This window comes from Alteromonas sp. 14N.309.X.WAT.G.H12, assembly GCF_036697315.1.
Taxonomy (GTDB): domain Bacteria; phylum Pseudomonadota; class Gammaproteobacteria; order Enterobacterales; family Alteromonadaceae; genus Alteromonas.
This window is the reverse complement of record NZ_JBAHZB010000012.1, coordinates 1-14,160: the sequence shown is the minus strand read 5'-3', so window position 1 is coordinate 14,160 and position 14,160 is coordinate 1. Positions and strand designations below refer to the sequence as shown.

Genomic DNA, 14,160 nt, shown 5'->3' with positions numbered 1-14,160 from the left:
CCATTTAGTGCAAAAACGCCGACAATAAAGTGCTATCGCCTTTTTTGGCATTGAGTTCAGTATAGGTATCAATAACCTCATGACCATCGTTAAGCAATTCACCATTTAGCGTTAACCAACAATGGGCTTGTGTTTTCTTATCCACCCGTCGTACACCAAAATGAAGTTGGGGAGTGATCCCTTGCTGTTGCATCATCTCCATGGTGACCATGCATCGGCGCAAACAGTTCATGTGGCGAATATGATGACGGCCGGCCTTTTCGATGACGCCAACAAAACCGTTGGGAAGGGGGGAATCTGCCTGTTTACTTGCCACAAAAACGCGATCTTGCCACTTAGCGTAGGATTGATGTCGGATCCGCCAATCCCAAAACAAAAACTTAAACCAAGCTTGAACAAACCATTTTTTCTGTTCGCCAGTTAAGGCTAAAAATGCCCTTAGCATCGACTTAAGCGTTCGTGACTTCTTCAACCAGTCCTTGCTGAACCAGTTGATCAATGAGTGCCTGGTAATCTTCACGCACTTCACTGGCAGACACATCGTATTTGGCCGTCATGGCAGCCACCACTTCTTCATCAGATTTTCCCTGTTCCAGCAGCGCAATCATTTGCGTACCGACGCCGTTTACCGTGAAGTACTCACCGCCTGATGGCTCAAGGATCACCATTTCATCCACCACAGTTTGTGCCAGTACATCGTCTTTTAATTTGTACATTGTCATTTTATTTCCTTACGTTCTCTCAACAAGTTGATGTTTTTCTAGCATAAAGACTCTATCAGCCACATCGGCTAGCGTGGGATCATGAGAAATCATAAGTACAGTATAATTCTTAAATAACGCATTAAATTCATCCTTAAATTGGTTTCTACCTACTTCATCCAACATTGAGGTAGGCTCATCAAAAAGTAAAATCTTAGGTTCTTTAAGTAGTGCTCTGGCCAATGCAATACGCTGGCGTTGGCCACCGGATAATCTGACACCACCTTCTCCAACCAAGGTTTCCATGCCCCGTGGCAACTTAGACACAATATCAAGCAAACCGGCACGGGTACAAACCTCATTGAGAAGCGCAGACGACGGCTTGGTTGCCACACCATAGGTAATATTGTCGAGGATAGTGCCATTACATAACACAACATCCTGAGGCACATGACCAATACAACTGCGGACCGATGGGGTAGTCACAGTGGAAATATCCTGCTTATCCACATAAATGGCACCTTGCTGCGGTGTATGAAAGCGCATGAGCAAATGCAATAGGGTGGATTTCCCCGCGCCATTCTCGCCAACAATTAATACGGTTTGGCCAGCATCAATGTGGCAAGAAACGTCTTGTAACACCCTACCACCGGTTTGGTACCCAAAGGAAAGCTGATCAATATCAATATCCCCTTTGTCCACACGAAGCGTCGCTAAGCCCGTATCTGATGGCTCCCTCTCACTACCGTGTACCTGCAATAAACGGCCCATGGCTCCCGTCATTTGCATGGTTTGTCCGTAAAGCCCGGCCAACGCACTCACCGGACGGGTAAAAATCATTCCGTACAATAACAAGCTGACAATGTCCGGCAGGGCAATCTTGCCCGCTTCAAACTGTACCCAGCAAATGCCGATAATGACAATGATACACACTGAGGTCAGAAACTGGATCAGTGGCGCTAACAACGCTTGGAATCGAAATTGACGGGTGCGTAACGACAATAACTCCCCAGTACGATGGGCATAACGGTCAGATTCTGTTTTTTCCCGGTTAAAGGTTTTTATAAGGGTAATGGTGCTGATATTTTCACTGGCAATGGCTAAGGTATCGGCCTGCTTTTGCACTATTTCTTTGGCTAGTGGATGAATTTGACGCCCCACAAACTTAGACACCAGATACACCATGGGAATGAGTGTCATGATCATCAATGCCACCAGAGGCTCAATCATGTACATCATAAAAACACTGCCCAATAAGATCAGCATATTCGGTAGTAGCGTAGTCAGTACAGCGGTAACGTAATAGCTAACGGTACCTAGGTCGTGGGTCAACAGGGATAAAACATCGCCTTTGTTGGTATGCTGAAAATAACGTAGCGGTAAAACCTGAATATGATCATAAAGACGGCAACTCAAATTTGCCATCAAGCGGGCACCCAACACATTGAGCCGGTAGGTTGAAATAAATTTAAGCAGGCTTTGAACGCCGAACAACGCGCACCAAATAAACAGATATCCCCCCAAACTTTGCAGGGAATCATAATCTTTATTCACCACAGCCGCAGACTGTTTTCCTATCAAATAAGGAATGACCAAGCTGACGGCTGTTTCGAGAAATAAAATGACAAAAATGATCAGAAAGCTGGCCCGATAATTTCGGAAAATATTTTTACCAAAGTACAGGCTACGACGCCACATTTCTGTCATTTTGCTTCACATATTCAAGTAGTGTGGACAACGATGTTTTTAGAACAGAGTATGCGCTAATACACGAATGCACTAGTATACGTTTTTGCCCACAAAACCTTTGAAAAAGGTGAAGATAACAATTTTCACATCAAGCCACAAAGACCAATTTCGAATATATTCGAGATCGTATTGAACCCGCATTTGCATTTTTTCCACCGTATCGGTTTCACCGCGCCAACCGTTCACTTGTGCCCACCCTGTAATACCGGGCTTGATACGGTGGCGCAACATGTAATACTTAACGGTTTTACGATACATCTCATTGTGAGCCACCGCATGGGGACGGGGACCAACCACCGACATGGTACCCTGCAATACATTAAAAAACTGGGGCAGCTCGTCAAGGGATGTTCGGCGTAAAAATGCACCTAATTTGGTCACCCGGGTATCCCCTTTGGTGGCTTGGGTAACATTGTCTCCATCTTCAGTTACCGTCATTGAGCGAAACTTCCACACTTTTATCTTTTTACCGTCAACGCCATACCGGTTTTGTTTAAAAATAACCGGCCCTTTAGATGTCAGTTTTATGGCAATGGCAATAAACAGCATGGGAATGGCAATCACGGTAAGGATCGCACTGGCAAGTAGAATATCTTCTGCCCGCTTGATGGCCATCATGGCTCCGCGCATGGGCGTATCAAAAACACTGATGGTTTGCATATTCCCAATATTACACAACCGAGAATGCACCATATTGTACATAAAAAAGTTGGGGACAAAATGCACTTCGGCATTGGTATCACCTAATTCATGCAAAATTTGCTCAATGCGCCTGTTGGCGGTCATTGGTAAGGTAATAAAAATCTGATCTAACTTTCCGGCCCGCACTTGGGCAATAGCGTCTTGAAGATTCCCCTGAACGGTGAACCCTTCGGGTATCGTCAATCGGTTGACGTCTCGATCATCAAACACACCGCCTATACGAAAACCAATATGGGGGTTAAGTCTCAGTTCCTTGACCAATTCCACCGCGTTTTCATTCATGCCGATGATGCCCACAGAGCGGCTGTTAAATCCTTTGCTTCGGATATTGTACAAAAACGCTCGCATACCCAAACGCCATGTACATAAAAATAAGGGCGCAATGGTGACCCAAGCTGACAACACGACGCGGGAGTAGTCTTCCGAGGTCTTGGTCAAAAATAGGTAAATTAAGACCACCACAAAACTGACAAACCAACTCAAAGCCGTATAGAAAATCAGTTCCTTGGTGGTGCCTGAACGCCACGAGCGATACAGCCAGAAGAGCTCTGCAGAAAGAAGGTAGGTGGTACTGCCGATTAACCCCAGCAGATGATAATGCACAGACATATCTACCGAATATGCCGCCCCCACCGCAAGGAGTGTTACTTGGATAATAAGAAAATCAATAAAACGATAAACGATCGCAAATTGATTGACATTATTTCTAACGAAGCCGTTTCCCATAAATGCCTTCCTTGATGACAAGTTAAATAGTGAACAATGCAGATATACTAAATGCGTATTGAGAAAATATGTCACTCACCATCTTTTAACATATACAAAATACCTGTAAGCAAAATGTCAGCCAAAACTTTTAATATTAATCATAAATGATTCTCGTGATGCTATAGGGGGAACGTAATTATAGGTTACATCAGAATTACTACTATTTTATTATGATAGGAAGTGTAGCGTACTTTTCCGTGTTTATCGTTCATTTCAATGCATCAAGACAGTTTTACTTAAAAAAGAATTTTAAACTTTCGTCTAATGTAAAGAATGTTGACATTCAAGGGTTCAAAGGCCGTTTTTATAACACAAATTTAATATTTCCCTCGTCCACATTGCTACTTCGATAAATCGAATACCTTTAAGTGTAGAGTTTCTACTACACAATGCGGTTATTATTTAACCACATGAACATCGATGCAGGGTTTCGTTCTTCAGCGCACCACCATGATGCGAGTGTAAAAATAGCTGACAATAAGTAGGTGGGATGACCATGTTATTAACATTCTGGCAAGACTTCGTCTTGCCTTTTACGCCCTAAGTCTCTGATCTTCTATCAAGGCCCCTAATTTACCCACATTTTGTGGCATGGAACGAATATTGCTCTGACCAATAAGTCTTACAACGCAATTGTCGAATCAGGCAGGAACTTCTCGTGAAAAGTGTATTTTCATTCCGTGCTCCCAGTGCAGTTCCCATGGTCAAGCCGGCAAATAGATTACAGCTAGTGGCTGGACTTGCTCTGTTAAGTCTTGCTGCAATGTGTCTTTATCTTGCAACACGTTACTATCAATTTTCCTCTCTTAGTTCTTCGTCACATAAAGCCTTTGTTGCAGCCGTGATGGACAACAAGAAACCCGCAAACAACCTCGATGTTCAAATTGCCAAATTACGCCAATTACATCGGGAGTTACCTAAAGATGGCAGTGTTGCCTTGGCCCTTGCCGAAGTTTATGCCATGCAAGGGTTAGGTAGCCACAAGCCGCACAATACAGGTGCATTAGCAATGCGTTATGTTTTGCAGGCAGAAGACATGCAACCCACCCATTATGAAGCTTTTGCTGTGAAAATGGCCATCACAGAGCTGTTCGCATCACAGGAACCTATCGACATAAAGACATTAGAGCGCGGATTGGTACTTGCACCTTTTGAATGGGAAACCCAATCGATTATCGGGCCAGTACTTATCGCCCATTGGTATGAGCTACCGCCATCAATCAAACAAAAAGCCAAACCCGTTATACAGAGTGCTTTACGCCAAAAACCGACCCGGGAACGTCTCATTGCCATTATGGAAAACACCCGAATTGTAACGCCGTTTATGGGTTTATCGCCGGGTAAATGGATCACCGAAAGACTACAACGAATTGAACAAAACGTTACCAACACCGATGTCTAACATTGCGGGCAATATTGTCCCTTTTTCGCTGCTGGTTGTTATATTCGTCCTTGCCCCTTGGCTACATGGTTTGGATCTGGTGTGGGAGCAGCTTGCCGTTGCGGGTAGCGCCATCTTGCTGATAAGTTGGCTAACTTTAGGTATTTCAACCCCACAGACTCAAAATGAAAATCGGGCATTGTTATTATGGGTTCTCTGGCTAGGGTACTGTGCGATCTATCTGCTCCCCCTTCCAGCGTCTTTCATTACATTCTTATCGCCGCAAACCGCCACCTGGTATGCCACCTACGCCCATGATGTCAGACCTTACCTTACGGTTTATTGGCAGGCCTCACTGATTGAATGGATAAAAATGCTTGGTCTTGGCTGTTTGATTTTCGCCTTGATACATTGGCTGCGCCGGCCACAAGCCATCTATGTACTAATGGGAATACTGTTGTTTGGCGCAGTGTTAACGGCGTTATACTCGGTCGTCAATTATGCCACCGAAGGCGCCTATGAATGGGTGGATGCCATCCCCCCTTGGACATTCTCGTGGAAAAACGGGATCCGGGGCACATTCAGTTATAAAAATCAGTATGCCGTATACATGGCCTTAGCATGCTTAATTGCCATTGGCCTTTTATGTGATGCCAAGTACCTGAAAATCCCCCAAGCCCTCGTCATCCTCCTTCTCCTAAGCTTGTGTTTACTCGGTTATACCCTGTTGAATACCAGCAGCCGAGGCGCACTGGCCTCACTGATAGCCGGTATGGGGATCACCTTGTGTATGCAGGTCGCCCGCTCACCCAATTTACTCAAGCGCTGGCTAACAGGGAAGACCCTTGTTGCAGCCATACTCATCTCGGTGATGTTGGGGACGGGCTTCGCCCAATCATCCATTTATAAACGGTTTAGCAAAGAAAAACTGGATGATAATGGACGCATTGAACTGCGAGATACGGCATTTTCCGTTTTTAAAGATCATCCCATTGTGGGCACAGGTTTAGGCACCTACCCCTATATACAACATGTGTATAAAACCATGTTGTTGGGGAATACCAAAATGTCAAAACGGGCACATAATGATTATTTAGAAACCATGGCAACCACCGGCATTATCGGCTTTGGATTGCTGGCAGTGACATTGGGATTTATGTGGTTGCTGCTATTTCGACATACCCATACCAGAATGAATGGTGCACTTTACGCCTGTCGTGCTGGGGTCATGACCTACCTGATTCAAGCGTCCTTTGATACCAATGCGGGCATTTATTTTTTACCCATTCTATTTGTTACGCTGCTGACCATGGGCTTGATTATCACTGAACGCTTTGACTTTAAAAATCCAGCGTCTCGTACTGATATCCAGAGACTGTAAAAACAAAACCTGCCCAATATCGAGGATCTTTGAAACGCCGCTTTTGCGATAATTGTTGCCGCGCAACCAATAAGGCCTTGGCAATATCACCACCGTTTTCGGCCACGTTCTGATAAAAGAACGCCATAAATTCCGCCGTGGCCCTGTCTGGTACCTTCCATAGCGTCGATATGGTTCCGCCGGCACCTTGATATAAGAAGCCACGACTTAAACTGCGCATACCAATACCCCGATATGATCTACCCATCTCCGTTTCACATGCGCTGATCACCACCAGTTGATTGGAAAATTGATGCGAAAACAAGGCTTCGTAGGATATGACTCCCTGATGCTGCGCACTGCTACCATTGTAAGCGGTCACTAAGCCCACCATATCTGGCGTTTCCGGGGAATAAAAAGCATGACTGCCCACATGAAGTAGCTTCGCATGGCGGGCGGTAGATGACACCAAATGTTCATTGGTGGCCTGATTATCGTTATAGGAAATCACATTTAAATCAGGAAAGGCATCAGCGATGGTCTGACTGGCTAACGCCGTCCAAGGTAACTGGGGAAACCCTGCCCGCCATTGCATGGCTTCCGTATTTTTTGCCTGTTCCGGCGTAGGATTGGCCGGATTGGTAAATGTTACGGCTAAGGGCTCACTACTGCTTTTGGTTTCCGACTGAAAATAATCAAGTAACGATACCACCCGAATGAGTGATAATTCTTGGCCGAGATACCGAGTTTGGGTTTTATCCTGTAACGCAGCAAAGGACATGTTTCGCCATTGCCCTTCTGGCAGCAAATACACCGTATCCAAGCCGTGATAGCGGAATAACAGTGTCCCTATTTCATCAGTTATATTGTCTTCATTGGCGGAACAGGAGCCTTCGGTATAATTGGCAGTAATTAAATAGGCACAGTGTTTATCTTCTAAAGAAAATATCTTCAAAATCGCCCGTTTACTGCCAAGGTAGTGTCTAAGGTCGGTTAAAGACGGCCACTTTTCACTTGTTAATACAGACGTAAGCGCCTGTTGCGATAATAGCATCTGTTCTGTTTCGACATCATGCACCAGCCATTGTTTATTCGTGTATTGGCCAGGCACACCATCGCCGAGATCCCACGGACTCGTTAACGCGCTGTCATCCTCCTCAGATGAATAGGTAGATAAAGACATTCTATGGCGCTGAAACATAATGCTGGCGAAACGCTCTGACAAAATGAGCGCTTTTTCAATATCCTGCTCGTCATTGCTGGGCAATAACCAAGCTAGATAGCGATTAATTAAAGAACGTGACTGGCTCAGCCAACTCATCCCCACATCATTACTCTTAAACTGTGTTGAGGCATCGACAATCTCGCTGAAGGCTTGTTCAAAGATCTCATCAATCTGTGTTCTTGTATTGGCTTGTTCCCGCTCATTAAGCAGCAAGGCCAACTTAATATTGGCAATGGCCAATTTTACAGAAAGCGGATAGGTGGAAAAAGATTCAATACGGGCAATTAATGTTTGGGCCAGGTCGAGACGATGATAACGCTGTAAAACCACCAGCCAATCACTGTATAGCTGCACCACTTCGGTGTCGGGAAAGGTGTTATCGATATCGTCAATAACGTGTTTGTATTCATCTTCATCAAAGCTTCCAGCCTGCGCATAGGCGCGCCATTGGGCGTCAAAGATCTGCGCCAGTATCCGTAGCTTTTTATTTAATGGCAGCGCAAACACTTCATCAAGATAATACCGCGCACTTTTCCAGTCTTGCTGAGCCCCACGTAACCTGACCAGTGACAGCAGTGTATGTATGTAATCTTCGGGCATCACCTGTAAATTGGTATATTTTAACGCCTGTAAATAATAGCGTTCTGATTTGGCAAGATCCCCCACCAACAGATAAGCACGGCCAAGATTGCTATAACTTACCGACAATTTTTCTGGCACTAGATTGTGGGTATGTTGAAATACCGAGGCCCGAAGGGCTGAGAGGTAACCCGGTAAATTCCCTTGCCGTCGATATACCCATGCCAGATTATTGGTAAGATCATCGCGCATCTCATCCTCTCTGGCCCCACGACTTTCAACAAGGCAATCTATTCCACTATTTAAATGGATCTGTGTACTGGATAAATCCGATTGAAAGCGATAATAGCTGGCAAAACCATTATGTATTTCTGCACACAACAATGGATTTGTGTGCTTATTTTTTAAATTATTTGCCTGCTTGAGTTCAAGAAATCCTTCCTCGAGTTGGGCAGGATTTTCATTACTTAGCACCTTGCTAAAGCCGCAATAGGTCAACAAAACCACTTGCTGCTGGCGTGCCGTGATAGCGGATTCATCGGCCATTTTATGGCAAAGGGTCAAGGTTTGTCGGTAATGCTGCAGCGCAAATTCACTTTGTATTTGAACCAATTTAGCGGTGCGTATATCACCCGCTGATGCCGTGGGCCATTGCTGTAAAAATTGCGCAGCCCCCTGAGACGCCTGCTGATAATTCATATTCGCCAGAAGCCCCACAATAAGCCTCAGTGCGATATCTTTTTGCATCATGGTGCTGTCTTTTTGCAGCTCTTGCATTTTTTCTAAATATGTATCGGAAAGGGTGTTTTTGTCAGACAACAGACGAGTATCAAAATCTGCCAACATAGACAATATCGTCATCGTATCTGGAGCGGTCTCCGTTAGGGCCACAGCACCTTGTGCCGTACAATGAAAATAGGCACCATTATCCTCAGCCACACGGGTGTACTGTTGCCAGGTGGGTTCAAATTCGGCGCACACCTCACTGGATGCACGAGCTATACCTGAATAATGAATCAGGATCATCGCGAATACATACCGCACGGCCCGCAGATATCCCACAGCCAAGGTTCTCCTTACTTCTTTCAATTTTTAATCATTGTCTCGCCAGCGATAACTTGTCATTACGATTTCACTGGGATCACCGTCATCTTCACCACTGCCATCCCGCAGCCAAGCAAGGGTTGAGGTATAATCTCTTGCTGGCTTCCCATTTATGTCAAACTCATGGGCAATAATGGAGACACGTAATGACTTAAACCCTGCCACGTCCGTTCCTAACTTCGCGCTTAAAGGTATTGTATTGGAAATGAAGATTCCATTAGGATCGATCACTTTAAATTCGCTATTGGCCATAATAGCTTGCGCCGTGCCGTTCCATAACCCCCCTAATGCCACCGCATAGGTATTTTTCTTTTCATCATAGATAAATTTCACCGGATAATTTTTACCTAACCCTTCGGGATGATAACTGCTTAGTGAAGGAACAATACTACGGTGATTCACGTAACTCACCCCAGCCTTAGCCGTCGCCCAATACCCATCTTTATAGTCACTCATCTTTCGCTCCTTGACACAATATGTCTGCCATTGTCAAAACCTGATGCTCAGGTACGCCCAGCGCTTGGCAGATGATAGCGAGATCATTTGCCGGTGTGGTATTTTCATTATTTTTTAAGCCGTTATGCATGGCGTAAGCAAGCACTTCTGCCACAATAATACTGCCAAGCTTGCCTAAGCGATGTCCGGGATTATCATTTTGTGCTGACGCCTCAGCAAGCACATAGGGCCAAAGCGGCAGTCGATTATCTTCATAAAGCCGGTAGAAGGCTGAAGTTTGACTCATAGGATCAATTTTCAGCTCTTCAAGTACCGCATCACTTTCCCCAAGGGTTAGGCCTGTTTGTTCGCACAACAAGGGATAGTGTTCAATGAGACAGCGCTTACATTCATGAACCGTGGCTAATCCAATCTTTTTACCGGCCAGAATATTACGCTCAGCAATATTTCGGTTTATCGGCACCTTTCCCATTCCCGCCACAACAATAAGATTAATGGGCTGAATTTCCTGCGCATAGTCACCAAAAAACAACGACCAGTCGATACCCACAATAGGCTTACCATTAAAAGGCTGATGGGTTAGCAGGGCATGTAAATTAAAATTGTCTGTGGCAGTAAGTTTATAGGTCTCTCGCACCATACTATGACCAAAACGAAATGCGCCATGGCTAAACTCCACGGGCACTCGGGCTAACTCCTGTGACAACGTCATTATCCGTTGCGCCGGCGCCGTGGAGGAAAAGTAATAGCGATAAACCCCCTTATCTAACAGAGCTTTTAACCATTCATGCTTCACAAGATGATGAAACAGCCCCGTTGTCAGGCGACGGGCCGAATAGAAATAGCTGGGATCATCACATAAGTGAGGAAGAGGTTGTGTAGAGAGGGCACTGAGAATTTTGTTATGAATATGCTGCCACTGTACGTGGAACTGCAAAACAATGGCGTTATCGAAGTTTCGCGGCTCGGGTAATAGCGGGGTTTGGTTACTATCCCGTAAACAATCCCAGTTATTATCGGGTAGTCGAAAAAAACCCTGTTCATTGATATAAATATGAGAAGGAAGCCCCGCCTCAACCCCGTACATACTGTCGAGATTCAGTGCCGGCGTCACCTTACGTGAAGAATAATGATTTTGGTTCGGGTGAGTAGGCTCGACAATATCATGGGCGATCCATTGCCCCCAATAGGTATACCCTGCGGGTAATTTACCGTTTAACGGAATCTTGAGCTTCTTTCCTGATGTTGGTGTGTTCGATGCCGACGTGCCGGAGGATTTTTGAAGTAATAACGCCATGGATTTAGCATCGAATGAACCTTCGGTATCATCTGCAAGAGGAGCAGACCAGGGAATAATCCCTTCTACCATTTGTGCGATTTCGTCAGTGGATGGCGGCTGGCATGTGGATTTGCCAAAAAGATAATCCCTATCTTCTACTTCCATCCCCTATTCCTTTAACACATCCAACGAAAACCGATTAATTTCAGTTCGCTCACTTGATAACGTTAACTGATAGCGCCCTGGCTCAACGTCATCTTCATACACTAACAGCGAAATTTCACTATTGGCATTAGGATAGACCCAGGTCGTAAAGACCACACTGCCTTGATCATTTTTAAGCACGGCTTTAACAGGATCATGAAATGACGGTGGCGCATCGCTGACCACCACTTTAAATGCCTCACCCTCAGCGTAAGTGAGAATAACCGGCTCTGTCACATGACTTCTAAAATCTTCAAGATAGACGATACCTGGGCTCACTGACGCAGGCGAGACAATGACGCTAGGTAACCAGACTAACAATGCCGCCGCAGCGGCTAAACCCAGCATAACCGAAGCGCCTTGTTTTTGTCGCCGTACACGCAGTTTATGCATCGTATTGTGATTATTCATGCCTGAACGAAGAGTATGAGCCAATACCACCTGCTTGGTTATTTGAGGATCCGATAACATTGCATTTTCGAAGTCGATTTCCTCTTCAGGCGACAACCTTTTTGCTAAATAATTCTGTAATTGCTGTTCGTCAGCCAAATTAATGTCAGACATAATATTCAATCATCAGTTTTGATGGTCTGCCCAGATGCGCCATCATTCTTATTAGGAAAGTGATGGGACAAGGCAAATCCTCTCACATCCATCATTAATTTGTACGAATTATCACCAACATGGCCATCAATATGCGATAAAGGGCTTAACATTGCCAGGATCACCATACCGTTGATAACCTGTCGAATTTCGGAAGAACTTTCTTCGTTGTTCTCCACTAAATTTTTAAGTCGTTGACGAGCTCGGAATAACACCCGATCAAAATGGGCTGGTGTTAGCCCAAAATGGGTGCAAATCGTTTGCTTATCTTCATCGTGTAAATAATAACGGGTAAGAATTTCCCGATCTCGCGCTGTGGACATTTGTGCTAACAACGACTTAACCAACCGCGCGGCATCTTCCTTTTGCACCGATTGTAACAACCCCGATGAGGAATCCACAAAGGCATCACAAAATTCTGTGGTGTCGGTTTGCCGACGACTTTGCTGACGGCGATATGCAATAAGGGTATTGATGCCGGTTTGGCGAATAAAGGAGGCCAGTGCGTTGGCATTTCTCAAATCACCATTACGCAACTTGCGAAGTACGATAACAAAACTGTCTTGTGCGAGATCTTCAGCCAGACTCATCACTTCTGTCTGCCTGTAAAGAATGAACAGCAAGCCTTGATAATAAAAGTCCACCAGTTGCTTTTCTGCTTGTCTGTCGCCTTGAACAATGCGTTCAATAAGTTCCGCTGCCGGCGTCACGCGCATTCCTAAATTTAATTAACTAATGGGTAAAAAAGAATTGCTCCAACCTTATCGGGTAACGCGTGCTAAATCAACGCTTATATGCCGTTCACAGGGTTTAGCATGCCCTTATGAAGCTCACAAAAAAGTACGATTTTTTTTCATCTTAGTGAGAGAGTCAGAAATTTCGTGTCACTCATTTGTATACAACACTACAAATATAAGAATGATTGAGTCCAGAGGGTACTATGCAGGAAAACGTAATTGCAGTAGTTTTACATGGTATATACGACCATGAGCCTCAACTAGCCGCCAGTGTCAGAGCACAGGTAGAGCAACAGTTTCAAACTGAGGAAACGCCCCGTAATATCCATTATTTGGCAATTCACTGGTTGTGGATGACAAAAATGCAACCCTTGGCAGCATCCATTGAATCCACACCATTAAAAAGCGAAATGGATTATAAGGCTCTCACTCGGTTTTTAAAAAATGTCAGCCCGCAAACCGTTTCTCACAATGAAGTGGCGATTACCCAATGCGAACTGCTTCATCGCCTTGTGGAGCAAAAAATTCAAACAGAAATGGCCACTAATCCCACCCTGTGTGAAGACACCATGGTCATTCTATTTGCCGATGCCGAAGGTGAGCACGTCAACCTGAATTTCGCCTGGAAAGCACCGGCATCACAGGAAAAAAAAACAACACCAATTTGCAAATCCACACCCATAAGAATGGAATTGCAGTGTGCCAATGATAATGTAAACCCCGATCTCTTATGCCGATAAGACACCGGAGACATTGACGTGTTAGGAATTGCTAAGCAGACGGTCTTAGCCCCCAAGGATGGGATACTTCATGACAAAAAAGCCCCGCAATACATTGGTAAGATCAATCTATCCTTAGCAGCATCACACGAATAAGCATACATTGTTTAAATGAGGGGGAGCTGGCCATAAGCCGGGTTCTGTCGTGGGCAATCATTCCTCTAGGCCTGCAATCACTCACAGGCTCAAGCAACCTACCCGCCTTCCGTGCGGGCCGCACGTATCGAAGGCCTATTTGGTCTTGCTCCGGGTGGAGTTTACCTTGCCACACACTGTTACCAGCTGCGCGGTGCGCTCTTACCGCACCCTTTCACCCTTACCGGCGCTTGCGCGCTTAGGCGGTCTACTCTCTGCTGCACTTGTCGTCGGCTCACGCCGCCCAGACGTTATCTGGCACCCTGCCCTGTGGAGCCCGGACTTTCCTCTCCTTTCTTGCGAAAGCAGCGATTGCCAGGCCAGCTCCGGCGGGCATTCTACCTGAGATTAGCCGCAGAAGCGACTATTAGTGCTCAGCCAATATGGCAGTGTACCCT

At 45.3% G+C, this 14,160-nt stretch carries 12 protein-coding genes and 1 other RNA gene; 3 read left to right on the top strand and 10 right to left on the bottom strand.

From position 1 onward, the window contains the following. Positions 1-4 precede the first annotated feature (4 nt). From V5298_RS06165 to V5298_RS06150, 4 genes are all read right to left on the bottom strand, one after another. Positions 5-472 carry a lasso peptide biosynthesis B2 protein gene (locus tag V5298_RS06165; RefSeq protein ID WP_332930597.1) on the bottom strand — a complete coding sequence of 156 codons (468 nt, stop codon included), beginning with the start codon at positions 470-472 and terminating at the stop codon, positions 5-7. Then, positions 450-722, bottom strand: a complete 273-nt coding sequence (locus tag V5298_RS06160) for a PqqD family protein (RefSeq protein WP_332930596.1) — start codon at positions 720-722, stop codon at positions 450-452. The genes V5298_RS06165 and V5298_RS06160 overlap by 23 nt, the downstream gene beginning before the upstream one ends. 9 nt (positions 723-731) lie before the next feature. Continuing rightward, on the bottom strand, positions 732-2,408 hold the full coding sequence (locus V5298_RS06155; protein WP_332930595.1) for an ABC transporter ATP-binding protein: 1,677 nt from the start codon (positions 2,406-2,408) through the stop codon (positions 732-734). Positions 2,409-2,480: 72 nt separating this feature from the next. After that, entirely contained in the window at positions 2,481-3,878 is a 1,398-nt protein-coding gene (locus V5298_RS06150; protein WP_332930594.1) for an undecaprenyl-phosphate glucose phosphotransferase, read from the bottom strand. 700 nt (positions 3,879-4,578) lie between these two features. Here V5298_RS06150 and V5298_RS06145 point away from each other — a divergent pair. Next, positions 4,579-5,322: a hypothetical protein gene (locus V5298_RS06145; protein ID WP_332930593.1), complete on the top strand. Its 744-nt coding sequence runs from the start codon at positions 4,579-4,581 to the stop codon at positions 5,320-5,322. Continuing rightward, the gene (locus V5298_RS06140; protein WP_332930592.1) at positions 5,315-6,682 is read left to right on the top strand and encodes an O-antigen ligase family protein; all 1,368 of its coding nucleotides are present in this window, start codon (positions 5,315-5,317) and stop codon (positions 6,680-6,682) included. Before V5298_RS06145 ends, V5298_RS06140 begins: the two co-directional genes overlap by 8 nt. Here the strand turns inward: V5298_RS06140 and V5298_RS06135 are convergent. Genes V5298_RS06135 through V5298_RS06115 form a run of 5 tightly spaced genes read right to left on the bottom strand, consistent with a single transcriptional unit; the run spans position 6,642 to position 12,821 of the window. Further along, positions 6,642-9,554, bottom strand: coding sequence for a CHAT domain-containing protein (locus V5298_RS06135; RefSeq protein WP_332930591.1), 2,913 nt, complete (start codon positions 9,552-9,554; stop codon positions 6,642-6,644). The genes V5298_RS06140 and V5298_RS06135 overlap by 41 nt on opposite strands. 3 nt (positions 9,555-9,557) lie before the next feature. After that, complete coding sequence (locus tag V5298_RS06130; RefSeq protein WP_332930590.1) at positions 9,558-10,025, bottom strand: hypothetical protein; 468 nt, start codon at positions 10,023-10,025, stop codon at positions 9,558-9,560. Next, positions 10,018-11,469, bottom strand: coding sequence for a peroxidase family protein (locus V5298_RS06125; protein WP_332930589.1), 1,452 nt, complete (start codon positions 11,467-11,469; stop codon positions 10,018-10,020). Before V5298_RS06125 ends, V5298_RS06130 begins: the two co-directional genes overlap by 8 nt. A gap of 3 nt (positions 11,470-11,472) precedes the next feature. Then, on the bottom strand, positions 11,473-12,072 hold the full coding sequence (locus V5298_RS06120; RefSeq protein ID WP_332930588.1) for a hypothetical protein: 600 nt from the start codon (positions 12,070-12,072) through the stop codon (positions 11,473-11,475). 5 nt (positions 12,073-12,077) lie between these two features. After that, positions 12,078-12,821: an RNA polymerase sigma factor gene (locus V5298_RS06115; protein WP_332930587.1), complete on the bottom strand. Its 744-nt coding sequence runs from the start codon at positions 12,819-12,821 to the stop codon at positions 12,078-12,080. Positions 12,822-13,051: 230 nt separating this feature from the next. On the opposite strand from V5298_RS06115, the gene V5298_RS06110 reads away from it, so the two are divergent. Then, positions 13,052-13,588 carry a hypothetical protein gene (locus V5298_RS06110; RefSeq protein ID WP_332930586.1) on the top strand — a complete coding sequence of 179 codons (537 nt, stop codon included), beginning with the start codon at positions 13,052-13,054 and terminating at the stop codon, positions 13,586-13,588. 153 nt (positions 13,589-13,741) lie between these two features. Here V5298_RS06110 and rnpB read toward each other — a convergent pair. Then, positions 13,742-14,090: RNase P RNA component class A (gene rnpB, locus V5298_RS06105), an RNA gene on the bottom strand. Positions 14,091-14,160 lie beyond the last annotated feature (70 nt).